The sequence below is a fragment of the Paenibacillus sp. AR247 genome (assembly GCF_002968895.1).
Taxonomy (GTDB): Bacteria; Bacillota; Bacilli; order Paenibacillales; family Paenibacillaceae; genus Paenibacillus_AQ; species Paenibacillus_AQ favisporus.
Map to the genome: position 1 here is coordinate 46,998 of NZ_PCZT01000003.1, position 15,997 is coordinate 62,994.

12 protein-coding genes, 1 rRNA gene and 2 pseudogenes are annotated in these 15,997 nt (G+C 53.0%); 1 reads left to right on the forward strand and 14 read right to left on the reverse strand.

Going from position 1 to position 15,997, the window contains the following annotated elements; genetic code table 11:
* The 5 genes from cysE to CPT76_RS03220 form a co-directional block, all read right to left on the reverse strand.
* Positions 1–635, reverse strand: a 635-nt coding sequence (gene cysE / locus CPT76_RS03200) for a serine O-acetyltransferase (RefSeq protein WP_105441908.1), incomplete at its 3' end; no start/stop codon positions are given.
* Between the two features lie 602 nt (positions 636–1,237).
* A complete protein-coding gene (gene gltX / locus CPT76_RS03205) occupies positions 1,238–2,698 on the reverse strand; it encodes a glutamate--tRNA ligase (protein WP_105441909.1) in 1,461 nt (486 codons plus the stop codon).
* Between the two features lie 75 nt (positions 2,699–2,773).
* Positions 2,774–3,262 (reverse strand): 2-C-methyl-D-erythritol 2,4-cyclodiphosphate synthase, encoded by a 489-nt coding sequence (gene ispF, locus CPT76_RS03210; RefSeq protein WP_105441910.1) that lies wholly within the window; start codon positions 3,260–3,262, stop codon positions 2,774–2,776.
* Positions 3,259–3,969, reverse strand: a complete 711-nt coding sequence (gene ispD / locus CPT76_RS03215) for a 2-C-methyl-D-erythritol 4-phosphate cytidylyltransferase (protein WP_374954596.1) — start codon at positions 3,967–3,969, stop codon at positions 3,259–3,261. Before ispD ends, ispF begins: the two co-directional genes overlap by 4 nt.
* A gap of 54 nt (positions 3,970–4,023) precedes the next feature.
* Positions 4,024–5,100 carry a PIN/TRAM domain-containing protein gene (locus CPT76_RS03220; RefSeq protein WP_076176711.1) on the reverse strand — a complete coding sequence of 359 codons (1,077 nt, stop codon included), beginning with the start codon at positions 5,098–5,100 and terminating at the stop codon, positions 4,024–4,026.
* Positions 5,101–5,327: 227 nt separating this feature from the next.
* Between CPT76_RS03220 and CPT76_RS03225 the strand changes: the two genes are divergently transcribed.
* Positions 5,328–5,723, forward strand: a complete 396-nt coding sequence (locus tag CPT76_RS03225) for a nucleoside triphosphate pyrophosphohydrolase family protein (RefSeq protein WP_076176710.1) — start codon at positions 5,328–5,330, stop codon at positions 5,721–5,723.
* Positions 5,724–5,829: 106 nt separating this feature from the next.
* Here CPT76_RS03225 and pssA read toward each other — a convergent pair.
* The 9 genes and pseudogenes from pssA to rrf all read right to left on the reverse strand — a co-directional run bounded on the left by pssA (position 5,830) and on the right by rrf (position 15,898).
* Positions 5,830–6,407 (reverse strand): annotated as a pseudogene (gene pssA / locus CPT76_RS03230) (CDP-diacylglycerol--serine O-phosphatidyltransferase).
* Positions 6,408–6,461: 54 nt separating this feature from the next.
* A complete protein-coding gene (gene disA / locus CPT76_RS03235; protein WP_076176708.1) occupies positions 6,462–7,538 on the reverse strand; it encodes a DNA integrity scanning diadenylate cyclase DisA in 1,077 nt (358 codons plus the stop codon).
* A 13-nt stretch (positions 7,539–7,551) separates the two neighbouring features.
* Positions 7,552–8,919 carry a DNA repair protein RadA gene (gene radA / locus CPT76_RS03240; RefSeq protein WP_089549786.1) on the reverse strand — a complete coding sequence of 456 codons (1,368 nt, stop codon included), beginning with the start codon at positions 8,917–8,919 and terminating at the stop codon, positions 7,552–7,554.
* A gap of 227 nt (positions 8,920–9,146) precedes the next feature.
* Positions 9,147–11,628, reverse strand: a pseudogene (clpC, locus tag CPT76_RS03245) (ATP-dependent protease ATP-binding subunit ClpC).
* Positions 11,629–11,705: 77 nt separating this feature from the next.
* On the reverse strand, positions 11,706–12,764 hold the full coding sequence (gene mcsB, locus CPT76_RS03250; protein ID WP_105441911.1) for a protein-arginine kinase McsB: 1,059 nt from the start codon (positions 12,762–12,764) through the stop codon (positions 11,706–11,708).
* 28 nt (positions 12,765–12,792) lie between these two features.
* Positions 12,793–13,317: a protein-arginine kinase activator protein McsA gene (mcsA, locus tag CPT76_RS03255; protein ID WP_105441912.1), complete on the reverse strand. Its 525-nt coding sequence runs from the start codon at positions 13,315–13,317 to the stop codon at positions 12,793–12,795.
* A gap of 29 nt (positions 13,318–13,346) precedes the next feature.
* On the reverse strand, positions 13,347–13,808 hold the full coding sequence (locus CPT76_RS03260; RefSeq protein WP_076176703.1) for a CtsR family transcriptional regulator: 462 nt from the start codon (positions 13,806–13,808) through the stop codon (positions 13,347–13,349).
* A 404-nt stretch (positions 13,809–14,212) separates the two neighbouring features.
* A complete protein-coding gene (locus CPT76_RS03265) occupies positions 14,213–15,400 on the reverse strand; it encodes a GNAT family N-acetyltransferase (RefSeq protein WP_105441913.1) in 1,188 nt (395 codons plus the stop codon).
* Between the two features lie 381 nt (positions 15,401–15,781).
* Positions 15,782–15,898: ribosomal RNA gene (gene rrf, locus CPT76_RS03270) — 5S ribosomal RNA — on the reverse strand.
* Positions 15,899–15,997 lie beyond the last annotated feature (99 nt).

Genomic DNA, 15,997 nt, shown 5'->3' on the forward strand with positions numbered 1-15,997 from the left:
TTGTTTTCCGTGTGTAGTCTTTCCAATTCACCGCGAAGCTGTTCGATCTCCTGCTGCATGCTTCGCAGCGAATCGACGATCGGGTCAGGCAGCTGGTGGCTGAGACGGTCCACCCGGCGCCCGTCCTGCTTCACGATTCTTCCCGGAATGCCCACCACCGTGCTGTTCGAGGGGACTTCCTTCAGAACGACCGAGTTGGCTCCGATGTTGCACTGGTCTCCGACCGTAAACGAACCCAGCACTTTCGCACCTGACGCAATGACGACATTGTTGCCGATGGTCGGATGCCGTTTGCCTTTTTCCTTCCCGGTGCCCCCGAGGGTAACGCCCTGGTAAATGACGACGTCGTCCCCGATCTCACAGGTCTCCCCGATGACCACGCCCATGCCATGGTCGATGAACAGGCGCTTGCCGATCTTCGCTCCGGGATGGATCTCGATCCCCGTCATGAAACGGCTGACCTGGGAAATCACGCGCGCCAGCGTAAACCACCGGCGTTTGTACAGTGCATGCGCAACCCGATGAGCCCAGATGGCATGCAGTCCGGAATAGGTGAAAATGACCTCGAACAGACTTCTGGCCGCCGGATCATTCTCGAATACGGTTTGGATATCCGATTTCATTTGCTTGAACATATCCGTTCCCCTCTTTGCTTCTTCTGTTCTCCATCGTTACGTGGAGGCACAACCCCTTCTCGTCCTGACAACAAAAGCGATCATCGACGCTTGTTCATCGAAGCCCAACACGCCCAGCGAAGATTCTTTCAACAAAAAACGCCCCTGCAGCATCATGCTGCAGAGACGTTATACGCGCGGTCCCACTCTGCTTGGGCCTTGCTGCTGACGTGCCCGCCGATAATTCCGGCAGACTGCATCGCAAACGAAAAGCCCCACTTTCTGTCCTCATAACGGCGGACGTCCGGCACAGTCTAACGGGGGAGATCCTCCTCCGCTCATCCATGCAGCTCACAGGTGCATTTCCACTGCCGGCCAATAGGTAACTTCCAGCCTAAAGGAAAACTTGCGCCTCCCTTGCGGTCACCCTCTCTGTCAATGGCGTGATCAATGTACTTCTCCTGATCTTCGCTGATCGCACATTGGATCATTCGGCACTCCCAGTAACAGCGGGGCCGAATTGATTTTGCTTGTAATTATAGCCGATAAGTCGTCTTACTGACAAGAAGTGTTTCAGGGAGCTTATGGGTTAGAATATGCCGTGATTACAAGAAAGAATCCACTTATGCTCCCTTAATTTGCGATTTCAGCCGCTCGATAACGCGTCCGCGGCCCAGCAGGAAGATCGTCTCGTTCAGATCGCGGCCGTGCATCTGGCCGGTCAGCGCGACGCGGATCGGCATAAAGAGCTGCTTGCCTTTCACGCCGGTCTCCTTCTGAACCTCTTTGATAAGCGCGGCAATATGCGAAGCGGTATACTCCTCCGAAGCTTCGATCTTCGCCAGCAGCGCGGACAATACGGTAGGTACCTGCTCCTCAGCCAGTACTGGCAGGGCTTCCTGATCGATTTCCAGATGAGAGCGGAAGAACACCTCCGACAGATCGACAATATCCGATGCGGCTGTCATCTGCTCCTGATAGAGGGCGACGAGCTTTCGTGTCCATGCCTTCTGCTCCTCATCCAGTTCGGCCGGCAGGCGGCTCGCCCGCTGCAAGTGCGGAATCGCCAGCTCCGTAATCCGGTCGGTATCGGCATTCTTAATGTACGTATTGTTCAGGTGAGCCAGCTTGTTCTGATCGAACACGGCCGGACTCTTCGACAGGCGGTCCGGATTGAAGATCTTGATCAGCTCTTCTCTGCTGTAAATCTCTTCTTCGCCTTCCGGAGACCAGCCCAGCAGGGCGATAAAATTCACCATCGCTTCCGGGAGGTAACCCAACTGGTCGTACTGCTCGATGAACTGGATGATCGATTCATCCCGCTTGCTGAGCTTCTTGTGGTTCTCATTCACGATCAGCGTCATATGACCGAACTGCGGCGGCTCCCAGCCGAACGCCTCGTAGATCATCAGCTGGCGCGGCGTGTTGGAAATATGGTCTTCCCCGCGCAGGACGTGGGAAATTTCCATCAGATGGTCGTCGAGCACCACCGCGAAGTTGTAAGTCGGAATGCCGTCCTTTTTCACAATGACAAAGTCACCGGTGTCCTGGGTATTGAAAGAAATCGTTCCTTTGACTATATCGTTGAACGTGTACGTCTTATTGTCCGGTACCCGGAAGCGAATGCTGGCCACCCGGCCTTCCGCTTCGAATGCCTGGCACTGCTCAGGCGTCAAGTCACGGTGCTTGCCGGAATAGCGCGGCGTCTCGCCGCGGGCGATCTGCTCTTCCCGTTCCTTCTCCAGCTCTTCCTCGGTGCAATAGCAGCGGTAAGCCAAGCCGCGGTCCAACAGGTCCTGCCAGTATTTCTTGTAAATGTCCAGACGTTCGGTCTGGCGGTAAGGGCCATACGCCCCGCCCACATCGACGCTTTCGTCCCAGTCCATGCCAAGCCATTTCAAATACTTCAGCTGGCTTTCTTCGCCGCCTTCGATATTCCGCTTCACGTCCGTATCTTCGATTCGGATAATAAACTCTCCGCCCTGGTTGCGGGCATACAAATAGTTAAACAGCGCCGTTCTGGCATTGCCAATATGTAAATGTCCGGTTGGACTCGGTGCATAACGTACGCGCACTTTGCTCATCCTGATCCCCTCCGTCATATCATTGATCAATAAAGTCCGTTCAGAAATACTTTACCCTATTCCAGCTTAAATCCTTCAAGATGATAGCACATCTTGGATCAAGCATACAACCGATTGGGCTGCAATGCCTTCTCCCCGGCCGGTGAATCCGAGCTGCTCCGTCGTAGTCGCCTTCACGTTGACCTGCGTCACGTCGGCATCCAGCGCCTTGGCGATGACTTCAGCCATCTGCGGAATATAAGGAGCCATTTTCGGACGCTGGGCGATAATGGTCGAATCGATGTTGCCCAGGCGGTATCCCCGCTCCTTGGCGAGGCCCCATACATGCAGCAGCAGCTTCAAACTGTCCGCGTCCTTGAATTCCGGATCCGTATCGGGAAAATGCTTGCCGATGTCCCCCAGCGCAAGCGCACCCAAAATCGCATCCGCAACGGCATGCAGCAGCACGTCCGCGTCGGAATGTCCCAGCAGCCCCTTCTCGTACGGAATCGTGACTCCGCCAATGATGCACGGCCTGCCCTCCACCAGCTGGTGAACGTCAAACCCTTGTCCTACACGTATCATCCCTTTTTCTCTCCCTTGCGTTTCTGCATAAATGCGGCGTACTCCAAATCTTCCGGCGTCGTAATTTTGATATTCGTATAGCTGCCTTCCACAACCGCCACAGGAATGCCCAGCCGCTCCACGAGCATAGAGTCGTCGGTGCCGGCGAAGCCGTCCGCTGCGGCGCGTTCATGAGCCCTTTTCAAATCGGAAAGACGAAAAGCCTGTGGGGTGTGAATGGCCCACAGACTCCGGCGATCAGGGGTCGCCAGAATCGTCCCCGAATCGTTCACCTGCTTGATGGTATCCTTCACCGGCACCGCCAGCACGGCCGCTCCTTCCTGGAGCGCCTTCCGGTAGCATGCCTCAATGTGTTCAGGTTCCACGAACGGGCGAACCCCGTCATGAACCATTACCCATTCTGTGCCAATTTCCATCAAGCCGTTGTATACGGATTGTTGTCTTTCGCTTCCGCCGGCGATGACCTTGGTTACTTTACCAAGTCCGTAATCCTGGATCCACTGCTCGCAGCGCGGAATATCGTCCGCACCGGTGACCAGGACCACTTCTTTCACCAGCGGCATTTGTTCAAAAATGTCAAGCGTATGCATAATGATGGGCTTGTCTTCAAGCATAAGGTACTGCTTGCTTTCCTGCGTCCCCATCCGGGAGCCGCGGCCCGCGGATACCACAATGACGCCCACCTGATTCTCTGTGCCCAAGTCGATGCAAAGCCTCCTCAACAACTGACCGAAAAAGAGTATACCCCCATCATACCGCGTTTACTGGGCTTTTTCCAACAGTTTCGGTTTGGCGAAGATCATCCGCCCCGCGGAGGTCTGCAGCACGCTCGTTACCAGCACTTCCATCATATTGCCTATATAGTCGCGTCCGCCTTCAACCACAATCATGGTTCCGTCGTCGAGATAAGCCACTCCCTGGCCATGCTCTTTGCCGTCCTTGATCACCTGCACCATAATTTCTTCCCCCGGCAGGACGACCGGCTTCACGGCGTTGGCCAAATCGTTAATGTTCAGTACGGATACGCCTTGCAGCTCACATACCTTGTTCAGGTTAAAATCGTTGGTCACCACTTTGCCCTGCAGCACCTTGGCGAGCTTCACCAGCTTGCTGTCCACTTCGGAAATTTCTTCGAAATCCCCTTCATAGATCAGCACCCTGACATCCAGCTCCTTCTGGATCTTGTTCAAAATATCGAGTCCTCTGCGTCCGCGGTTGCGCTTCAAGAGGTCCGAGGAATCCGCGATATGCTGAAGCTCTTCCAGTACGAATTCGGGAATGACGATCGTTCCTTCGATAAAACCGGTTTTGCAGATGTCCGCGATCCGACCGTCGATGATGACGCTCGTATCAAGAATTTTATGCTCCTCAATCCGGCGTTCCTCCGGCAGCTCGCCCCGGCTCCATTTGCCGGAAGTCCACAGGGAAGCGAGCTCCTCTTTCTTTTCCAAGCCAATCCGGAGTCCCATATAACCGCACACAAACGTCACGCCGACAGCCAGCAAATCCCCGGCATGTCCAATCCAGGCAAGGCTGGGGTAGATTAATAGAGCCAGCAGCAGTCCTCCGATCAGACCCGACGCTCCGGCCGCCAGTTCATTCATCGGCGTGTTCGAGAACGAAGCGATAAACGAATGCAGACGATACGATACAGCTTGAGCACACAGGGAACCAATCAACATAAATAAAATTGCGCCAACCACAGCGAACATCAGGCTGCCCCACAGCGAATCATCGATTCCAATTCCAGGGAACGACCAGCCTGCTGCATGATGCAGCGAGTACCCGATCCATGCCCCGCATAATCCGGCAAATGCCGTGATCGATTTCCTCAGCATCAGTTCCCTCACCTCCTTAAATCCATATTTTTAATAGTTGCAGATTTCATTAGCAGTATGGTCCATTTTGCAGCAACCTAATCCTGTATATTCCAATTTTTATTGGACGGCTGAACCTTTCTTTTGTACCATCCTACAGAAGTCTCGTTTTTGGTTGAAAATGGGGAATTGACTGGAATATAATAAGTTCAATTCAAAAAACTAGAGGTTAGAGGTGAATAGGTTACATGGGCACACCAAGTTTACAAGACTTTCAAGATCAGGTTTCCGAACTGTTGCTCCGTCACCGCAGTCTGCTGGATGTATTGTCAAAGAATGGACAAAGCAGTGCCTCCGTTAACCGGTCCGTCGCCAAGGCGATTACGGATTGCGGTTGTATTGAACTTCATGCCACCAAACAAACCTTTGCTCCGGGACTGAACCTCGAGGAAGCCAAGGAAACGGTACGGACCCATGTCCAAGGGGAGCTGTGCGAGAACTGTCGCGAGGTGATCAGCACCGAGCTCGGGCGGAACCTGTTCTATATGTCGGCGCTGTGCAATCTGCTCGATATCAATATGGATGAAGTGGTCCGGAAGGAATCGCAAAAATGCTCTACCCTCGGTCTGTTTAACATGTCATAGACGACAAGATTTTTTATACATCAAAAAAAGCATTTATCTCGCTGCTCCGGGCAGGAAATAAATGCTTTTTATTTTTTGCATCCCGTTCTATTAAACAGGACGTCGTTTATGAGGAGTGGTCGTTGAACACTTTATCGGACTGCTCGCGATGGCGCCGGCGTCTCCGCGACAACCTTCTCACGTTCTCCTTCACACCGTAAGCGGCATACAGCACCAGCGGCAGGAAAATCAGCTTGGAGAGCTGATCCGGGAACGTAACGGCGACCGCAACTGCGGCAAGGATGACGAACGGCGCGTACATCATCGCCTTCGACCTATAAAGTATCCCGGGCTGCCTGATTGGACGTTGAAGCGGGCAAGCCGAAGCGCCCCGCACATGGGAAATACGGCGGTTACCGTCCAGATCAGCGCGTGATGCATATCGTGGAAACAAGAAATGTACATGATAAGAGCGGGTGCAACACCAAAGGAAATTACATCCGAGAGGGAGTCCAGTTCCTTGCCCAACTCACTCTGTGCATTGAGCGCCCGGGCCACCCGGCCGTCCAATCCGTCGAGAAGCATTGCAATGATAATCATGATGGCCGCCAAGCTAAGCTTGTTGTCGAGGGCCAGCATAATCCCTACCATTCCGAGAAACAAGTTACCCAAGGTACACATGTTCGGAATTGATTTCGTAAACATTTTCTCACCTCAAATATCGTAGTACCCCCATGTCATCCATTGATTGTATGGCATTTAAATTTGTCTGTCAATGAATACTTGTTCCTGCAAGCGTTTCAGTCCCTCTTTAATATTGCGGGCTCTGACTTCGCCAATTCCATCCACCTCATCCAATTCTTCGATCGTAGCCATCATGATATGCGGCAGCCGTTCAAAGCGTTCCACCAGGTTGTGAATGATGACGTTCGGCAGACGTGGAATTTTATTGAGGATCCGGTAACCACGGGGTGCTACAGACTCTTCTGAGGTTGCGGCCGACAACGGATATCCCAACAGGCGGACGACATAGTGGATATCGAGCAGCTCGTCGTCGGTCGCCCGTTTCAGTCCGGCGATCATCTCGCGGATCTTCTCATCGTTGTCGTCACGGGCATAGTCTTTGTACAGGAGCCAGGCTTCTTCCTCCATGTTGCTTACGAGTTCTTCCATCTGCATGCTGATCAGGCGCCCTTCGTTCCCCAGCTCGTTGATGTATCGCTTGATTTCCATCTTGATGCGCAGAACCATCTCCACGCGCTGAATGACGTTGACCACTTCGGGAACGGTGACCAACTCTTCGAATTCGGAAGCCGACAGGTTTGTCAGCGACTGGTTCAGCACCGCCCGGTACTTCTCCAGCGTCTGAAGCGCCTGATTGGCTTTGGTCAGAATGACGCCGATCTCTTTCAACGCGTAGCGGAGCGTCCCTTGGTACAAGGTAATAATGTTCCGGCGCTGGGAAATCGACACGACCAGCTTGCCGGTCTGTTTGGCGACCCGCTCGGCTGTCCGGTGCCGAATCCCCGTTTCGATCGAAGAAATGGATGAATCCGGAATCAGCTGGGTGTTGGCATACAGAATCCGCTTCAGGTCCTCGCTCAAAATGATGGCCCCGTCCATCTTAGCCAGCTCATATAAGTAGTTGGGCGAAAAATCACAGTTGATGGAGAAGCCTCCGTCCACAACCTCCATCACTTCGGGACTGTAGCCGACCACCAGCAGTCCCCCGGTTTTGGCGCGCAGCACGTTTTCCAGGCCGTCGCGAAACGGCGTGCCGGGTGCCACGAGCTTCAATAAATCGTTCATTTTCTCCAATTGGCTCGGTTCTTTCATCTTCATTTGCCCCCTAATCTAACGCGACCGCTAGTGCATCTGCAACGGTACTCACTCCGATGATTTCAATACCTTTGGGGTGCCTCCATCCTTTCAAACTTTTCTCCGGTAAAATAATCCGCTTGAACCCCAGCTTCTCCGCTTCCCGGACGCGCTGTTCCACACGGGAGACGCCCCGGACTTCGCCGGTCAGGCCGACTTCGCCGAACATGACGTCATACGGCTTTGTCGGAATATCCCGAAAGCTGGAGGCGATGCTGACGGCGATGGCCAGATCGACTGCCGGTTCGTCCAGCTTGACGCCCCCTGCCACGTTCAGGTACGCATCCTGATTCTGCAGGAACATGCCCATCCGCTTCTCCAGCACCGCAATGATCAGTCCCATCCGGTGATGGTCGATCCCGGTACACATGCGCCGGGGTGACGGAAAATGCGTGGAAGAGATCAAGGCCTGAAGCTCGACCAGGACGGGTCTGGTGCCCTCCATGCTGGCCACGACCGTGGATCCCGCCACGCCGAGCGGGCGCTCGGACAGAAACAGCTCCGACGGGTTCCCTACTTCGACCAGCCCGACCTCGTTCATCTCGAAAATGCCGATCTCATTAGTCGATCCAAAGCGGTTCTTAACGGCTCTTAACAGCCGGTAGGTATGATGACGCTCGCCTTCAAAATAAAGCACACAGTCCACCATATGCTCCAGCAGCCTCGGTCCGGCGATGGCCCCTTCCTTTGTAACATGCCCCACAAGGACGGTGGCGATGCCGAGCCCCTTGGCTACCCGCATAAACCGGGCCGTACATTCCCGGACCTGCGCCACGCTTCCCGGCGCGCTGGTCACCTCGGGAATGTAGACCGTCTGGATGGAGTCGATCACCAGAAACTGAGGCTTTACACTCTCGATCGCCTCTTCGATCAGATCCATATTCGTCTCGCACAGAACATACAGTTCCGGCGACAGGGCGCCGAGGCGGTCCGCCCGGAGCTTGGTCTGACGGACCGATTCCTCACCGGACACGTACAGCACGCGCAGGCCGGACTGCGTCAGAGCGTGCGACGTTTGCAGGAGCAGGGTCGACTTGCCGATGCCGGGGTCGCCCCCGACGAGAATGAGCGATCCGGGAACGATCCCGCCGCCCAGAACGCGGTTGAGCTCGCCGATCCCGGTCAGCACCCTTGCTTCCTGGCTGCTCTCTATATTTATGATCGAAAGCGGCTTTTCTTTACTATGAAAAAGCGGGGAATTCATCCCCTGCGTCTTGATGATGCTTTCCGTTTCTTCTACCATCGAGTTCCAGGCCTGGCAGCCCGGACACTTTCCGTACCACTTGGCAGCTTCATAGCCGCACTCGGTACAGTAAAATTTCGTTTTCGATTTGGCCATGCTCTCTCCTTTGCTGCCGCCAATTTGTCTAATTATGTCGTTACCTCAGAATTTTGGCATTATTTTAAGTTTACCATTTATTAAGATTTATCGTAAAGTCTATCCAAAAACTTTACATTGATTTTTCACTGCGAAACAAACAGAAAAGGGACCGACCCGCCGGGTCCATAAAAACCGGCGGGGCAATCCCTTGTTGTTTCAGGCTTCGTATGAAGTCACCGGCTCATTTACGACTGTGTATTGGCCGATACATTTTCGTTTTTGTTGACCGTCAGCGCGCCGTCCTCTTCGTCGATGATCAGCGAGTCGCCTTTGGACACATGGCCCGTGAGCAATTCTTCCGACAGACGGTCCTCGATATGCTTCTGGATCGCCCGGCGGAGCGGACGGGCACCGAATGCCGGGTCGTAGCCTTCTTTCGCAAGGAATGCCTTGGCTTTATCCGTCAGGGTAAAGTCGACATCGAATTCGCGCAGGCGTTTACGCAGCTCTTCGGTCATCGTCGTCACGATTTCGGCGATGTGCTTCTCTTCGAGCGAGTGGAAGACGATGATTTCGTCGATCCGGTTCAGGAACTCTGGACGGAAGCTCTTCTTCAGCTCTCCCATCACTTTATCTTTCATGTTGTTGTAATCGGCCCCGGCGTCAGCAGCTGCCGTGAAGCCCATCGTGGAGTTCCGCTTGATCGCTTCCGCACCGACGTTGGAGGTCAGAATGATCAGCGTGTTGCGGAAGTCCACCACGCGGCCCTTGGAGTCGGTCAGACGGCCGTCCTCCAGCACTTGAAGCAGAATGTTGAACACTTCAGGGTGCGCCTTCTCGATTTCGTCCAGCAGAACGACCGAGTACGGCTTGCGGCGTACTTTTTCGGTCAGCTGGCCGCCTTCGTCATAGCCGACGTATCCCGGAGGCGCTCCGACCAGCCGGGACGTGGAGTGGAGGCGCTCCGACCAGCCGGGACGTGGAGTGTTTCTCCATGTACTCGGACATGTCGATACGGACTACCGCATTTTCGTCGCCGAACATCGCCTCGGCTAGAGCACGGGCCAGCTCAGTTTTACCGACACCCGTAGGTCCAAGGAAGATGAACGATCCAATCGGACGTTTCGGATCCTTCAGACCGGCACGGGAACGTCTTACCGCGCGGCTGACCGCTTTGACGGCTTCTTCCTGGCCGATAACACGTTCGTGCAGGATTGTCTCCATATTCAGCAGGCGTTCCGTTTCTTCTTCCTTCAGCTTGCTGACCGGAATGCCGGTCCAGCTGGCCACAACCTGGGCGATATCCTCAGGCGTCACTTCGGAGTCCGTACGGCCCTGTTTTTCTTTCCATTGGTTCTTTGTAACGTCCAGCTCTTCGCGGATCTTCTGCTCCGTATCGCGAAGGGCTGCCGCTTTCTCGAATTCCTGGCTTTGCACAGCCGAATCTTTTTCCTTGCGGATATCTTCAAGCCGGCTTTCCAGTTCCTTCAGATTCGGCGGAATGGTGTATGTGTGAAGCCTTACTTTGGAGCCCGCCTCGTCGATCAGGTCGATCGCTTTATCCGGCAGGAACCGGTCGGAAATGTAGCGGTCCGACAGCTTCACGGCTTCCACGATCGCCTCATCCGTAATTTTCACGCGGTGATGCGCTTCGTAGCGGTCGCGCAGGCCGAACAGAATTTGAATTGCTTCTTCCGGAGACGGCTGATCCACCGTGATCGGTTGGAAACGGCGCTCCAGAGCGGCGTCTTTCTCGATATATTTGCGGTACTCATCCAGCGTGGTGGCACCGATGCACTGCAGCTCGCCGCGGGCAAGCGACGGCTTCAGAATGTTCGATGCGTCGATGGCGCCTTCCGCGCCGCCGGCACCGATCAGCGTATGCAGCTCGTCGATAAAGAGGATGATGTTCCCCGCTTGGCGGATCTCATCCATGATTTTCTTCAAGCGGTCCTCGAATTCACCGCGGTATTTCGTACCGGCTACAACCGATCCCATGTCCAGCGTCATGACGCGTTTGTCACGCAGCGTTTCCGGGATTTCGTTGTTGATGATCTTTTGCGCCAGGCCTTCGGCGATAGCGGTTTTACCAACCCCCGGCTCACCGATCAGCACCGGATTGTTTTTGGTCCGGCGGCTGAGGACCTGGATAACTCTTTCGATCTCTTTGCTGCGGCCGATGACCGGATCCAGGTTGCCTTCCTTGGCAATCGCAGTCAAGTCACGGGCCAGGCTGTCGAGCGTCGGCGTGCTGACGTTGGATTGGTTGCCGTGATGGCTGGATACAGCCTCGCTGCTGCCCAGCAGCTGCAGCACTTGCTGGCGTGCCTTGTTCAGGCTGATGCCGAGATTATTCAACACACGGGCGGCCACGCCTTCGCCTTCGCGAATGAGGCCGAGCAGGATGTGCTCTGTGCCCACATACGTATGACCCAATTTACGCGCTTCGTCCATGGACAGCTCAATTACCTTTTTGGCGCGAGGGGTATAAGCGATATTCGTCGGCTGTTCCTGCCCCCGTCCGATGAGCGTTTCCACTTCATCCTGGATTTTTTCAAGGCCAAGTCCGAGTCCGATTAAAGCTTTAGCGGCTATGCCGTCCCCTTCCCGGATCAGTCCGAGCAAAATATGCTCCGTACCAATGTTGTTATGCCCTAAACGAACCGCTTCCTCTTGTGCCAATGCGAGCACCTTCTGCGCACGTTCCGTAAATCTTCCGAACATCATATCTCCTGCACCTCCATGAGTTTTATCATCGCTTCTCCACTTGCGTCCTTCATCGTAAAGCTGTATATCATAAAGGCTCAGCGCTTTCCGAGGGTTTCCCGGATGAGCTTCGCCCGGTAAATATCGCGTTCTTCAGTGTTCATATCGTGACCGTAGGTTTTCTGCAGGAAGCCCGGCTGGGTCATCACATTCAGTTCATTCATCACCGAAATGGACGGTCCTTCGAGAATCCCGAGGTCAACCCCAAGGCGCACGTCGGAGAGACGCTGCCCCGCCTCCTTCGAATCCATCACTTCCGCGTAGGATAAAATCCCGTAGGACCGTTTGATGCGGTCGGTAATGCGGAGTCTGGAATCGTTCATAAGCCGCGTGCGTGCATTTTTCTCATGCTCGATTATCTGCAGCACGACGCTGTGGAGGTTGTCGATGATTTCATTCTCGGTCTGTCCCAAGGTAATCTGATTCGAAATTTGGAACAGGTTACCTATTGCTTCGCTGCCTTCCCCGTAAATTCCTCTAACGGTGAGCCCAACTTGTGAAACAGCGGATAAAATCCGGTTGATCTGCTGGGTCATCACCAGCGCCGGGAGGTGCATCATGACCGAAGCCCGCAGGCCTGTGCCCACATTGGTTGGACAGCTGGTCAAGTACCCGTGCTTATCGTCAAAGGCGTAATCGATGTATGCCTCAAATTTATCGTCAATGCTCGAGGCCTTCTCCCAGGCTTGGCGGATTTGAAAACCGGGGTATAGACATTGAATGCGAAGATGGTCCTCTTCGTTAATCATAATGCTGACCGATTCGTCCTCACTGAGGATCACCGCGCCGTTCTGAGATTCATTCGCCAAATTGGGGCTGATCAAATGCTTCTCTACCAGCACCCTTTTGTCCAGCGGATCGATGTGGTCGAGCTCCACGGTATAAAAAGTTCCAAAAGACTGAAGGTGATCACTGGGAATACCCGTCAGACGTTTGAGCACTTCCTCCGACTGCTGGCGGGTGGCCAATAGCGGAAAAGGAAGATGCTGCAGGTTGCGCGCAACCCGAACCCGGCTGCTGATGACGATTTCGGAAGCATCGGCCTGGCCGCGCATCCAATCGCTCAGCGCTTTCTCGGTAAACCGGAGATTTGGCATCACGCATTCCTCCTCCTTCGAGTGAACTTTACTGTTCCGACAATTCTTTCTCAAGCGTACGGATCTGGTCGCGCAGCTTCGCAGCCTCTTCGAATTCCTCTTCGTGAATACGCTGCTTAAGCTCGAGCTTCAAGCCGTCGATTTTCCGTTTGGCTTGAATTTTGCTGCCGCCTCTCTTGGGCAGCTTGCCGACATGTACGGTACTGCCGTGAACTCTTTTGAGCAGAGGGTCCAGGCGGTTGCCGAAGTACTTATAACAGGAGCTGCAGCCGAACCGGCCGATCTTGCTGAACTGCGAGTACGTCATCCCGCACTCTTCGCATCTCAGCGATTGAGCAGCCTTGGCGCTGCTTGCCGCCCCTTTGCCGGCCATGTCAATGTCCATGAGACCAGACAGCAGGCTGTGTATAGAAAATCCGCCAGAGGTTCCGGGGATCATTTCCCCTTTCTCCCGGGCACAGGATTCGCAAAAATGAAACTCCGTCTTCTCACCATTCACAATCTTGGTAAAATGGAGAGTCGCCGGTCTCTTACCACATTCTTGGCAAAGCATACCGATGTACCTCCTTTTTCTCCGTAAGCCTATTTGCCTAACAAAGAAATCAGCATCGCCTTCATCAGCCGAGCACGTATCTCATCCCGGTAAGGAAGCTTGATCATCAGGCACTCTCTGGATATCGCGGCGCGCATAATGCTCGCTTCGCGTTTGCTAAGGATGCGTGCCTCCTCCAACTGATAGATCAGCCCTTCGGCCACGTTCTGATCGATGCGTTCCCCAATCGTTTGGTGGAGATGCGTATGAAGCGCCGAGTATTGCGGGAGTTCAATCCGTTGAATCCGGATATACCCTCCGCCACCGCGCTTGCTTTCCACAAGATAACCTTTTTCCAGCGTGAATCGTGTACTGATCACATAGTTGATCTGGGATGGAACGCATGAGAACTGATCAGCCAGATCGTTGCGCTGAATTTCAATCATTCCTTCGGGACTATCATGCAGAATACCCTTCAGATATTGTTCAATAATATCAGAGATATTACGCATTGTTCATCCTCCATTACGTTAAAACGTCAAGACCTTCATGGTCATTCGTTAGTCCGTTCGCATACCCATACCATCTTCTCTAAACTTAACCAATGGTCGTGGGCTCGAATCTGGATCTTAACCCGGTGAATATGTTATAACTGATCTAAACCTTGCGCATTCACTATTGTGAGTTCAACCGTAAACAAACATACATTTGAATTTACGTTGACTTTGACTTTCTTTGATCTAAATTATAACATATTCTCACGTTTTGCCAAGAGGGTGTATCTTCATTTTTGACGTTCTCCTTCTTTTTATACCGCCCCGATGCGAAATAACCCCCTGCAACGTATGCAGAGGGCTATTATTCTGACCGGATCCCGGCTCAATAGAATTGTACAGCAAGGTATTTTATTCCATAATTAAAAGAAGTCCATAAACAAGGTCTGTCGGGCGGGGATCCGCGCTTCCAGGATACTCACTGCCTTCGCACTGCCTGCAATTCGTCCGGATTGGTATAGTTCAGCCGGCCGTTTGAACCCCGACAGCATGACGGTCAGTGCCTGGATGTCGCAGCTAAGGATCTCTTCCTGCTGTTCTTGAGATGAATCCAATGGAGAAACCGATGCGGTTCCGTCCGATGAGAACGACCAGCTCCAAACGCCTTCATTCCAAGGTGCATACATATCCGTCAGCTGAATAGTTAGACGCTCGGATCCCCCCTCGCTGGAGGCTGTAAAAGGATAAGCTTCGACGAGTTTCTTCATATTTACGACACGGGCCATCCCATATGGAATAATCTCCTGGTTAATCCGCGGATCGGCCAAATGATATGTAAGACTGTCATCCATCGGCATGAAATTGACGATTACCTGCGTCACCATTGAATCGTGATTGGCGATATAAGTCCATAGCGCACGACGTGCCTCATCCGTGACATAAACGAGTTCATCGATGGTGAACTCCTTGTTTTCCACCTTATAAAGAACATATCCCTCCGGCGCACCTGATGCCGAATAATATACCGCGGTATGTCCATCCTCATCCAATACCGAACGGGTCCACCATTCCCGCGTCCGAACCATTAATCCATTATAACGTTTGGAAAATGCAGAATAGACCGTATCCAGAACATCCACGTCGTTGATATCCCGCCGAATCGCACCTTCAGTGGCGACCTTTGCCGGCAATTTATCGGTAGAAATGACATATTTCTTGTACTCGCTGAACATTTCCCAGCCGTATTTCCGGTAAAACGGGTAGGAAAAGGGGTGCAGCATGGAAAAGACCTGCCCGTTCTCATTCATCTGCTGCAGCGCATGCGTCAACAGATGCTTAATATAACCCTGCCTTCGGTTCTCCGGCCATGTGGAAACGCTCGCAATCCCGCCCATAGGAAAACTCTCACCTTGAACCGATACCGTAAACGGGATTAACACCAGCTTAGCAGCCAGTTGCTCATCTTCGTCAAAAATGCCCCACACCTGCTCAGGTTTAAATCGTTCTTTGGCCAGCTGCTTTCGCTCGGGAGTCATCTTGTATTGAAAAGCATATTCGCTTAGCCGAGTGCTTTGCTCAAATTCATCTTCCCGTAAATTCCGGATTTCCATGCTTCCACCTCGCCTATTAAGGATGTGCCTGCGAATTCAGTCAGACTATCATCGTCATGACAATCATTGAATTCAAAGACGAGTATGGCAAAACCTGTGTGCAAAGTCAATCCATCCTGCAATCTATCCTGTTTACCTGGGGACAACTTATATAAAGATGGGATCTTTTCGTGATTATTCACGATCATCTGTGGGTTATGGGGATCATTTTGTGTATTTGTGGATGGTTTTTTGGCGAAAGGAGAGTCGAAAACGTTATCTGTGCATAATTCAGATGAAGGAATGTTAAAAACATTGGGGGCTGTGGATGAAAAAAGCCCCTTATCAACAGGAGTGAGGGAACAAAAAAACCACTGTCGATGTTATCAACAGTGGTCCTTCGCTTGGCAACGTCCTACTCTCCCAGGACCCTTCGGTCCAAGTACCATCGGCGCTGGAGGGCTTAACGGTCGTGTTCGGGATGGGTACGCGTGGAACCCCTCCGCTATCGCCACCAAACGTTCAAGTGTTTGATCACTTGAAAACTAGATACGAAACGAATCCGCGAATTATTTAAGCATATGCTTCCGTAGCAAGCTTTCTTTCAGAAAGCTTTTA

Coding starts and splice junctions, on each gene's coding strand:
- disA (WP_076176708.1), bottom strand. CDS start 7,538: ATGAAAGAACCGAGCCAATTGGAGAAAATGAACGATTTATTGAAGCTC.
- CPT76_RS03220 (WP_076176711.1), bottom strand. CDS start 5,100: ATGCTGAGGAAATCGATCACGGCATTTGCCGGATTATGCGGGGCATGG.
- radA (WP_089549786.1), bottom strand. CDS start 8,919: ATGGCCAAATCGAAAACGAAATTTTACTGTACCGAGTGCGGCTATGAA.
- ispF (WP_105441910.1), bottom strand. CDS start 3,262: ATGATACGTGTAGGACAAGGGTTTGACGTTCACCAGCTGGTGGAGGGC.
- CPT76_RS03225 (WP_076176710.1), top strand. CDS start 5,328: ATGGGCACACCAAGTTTACAAGACTTTCAAGATCAGGTTTCCGAACTG.
- mcsB (WP_105441911.1), bottom strand. CDS start 12,764: ATGCCAAATCTCCGGTTTACCGAGAAAGCGCTGAGCGATTGGATGCGC.
- CPT76_RS03265 (WP_105441913.1), bottom strand. CDS start 15,400: ATGGAAATCCGGAATTTACGGGAAGATGAATTTGAGCAAAGCACTCGG.
- CPT76_RS03260 (WP_076176703.1), bottom strand. CDS start 13,808: ATGCGTAATATCTCTGATATTATTGAACAATATCTGAAGGGTATTCTG.
- mcsA (WP_105441912.1), bottom strand. CDS start 13,317: ATGCTTTGCCAAGAATGTGGTAAGAGACCGGCGACTCTCCATTTTACC.
- gltX (WP_105441909.1), bottom strand. CDS start 2,698: ATGAGCAAAGTGCGCGTACGTTATGCACCGAGTCCAACCGGACATTTA.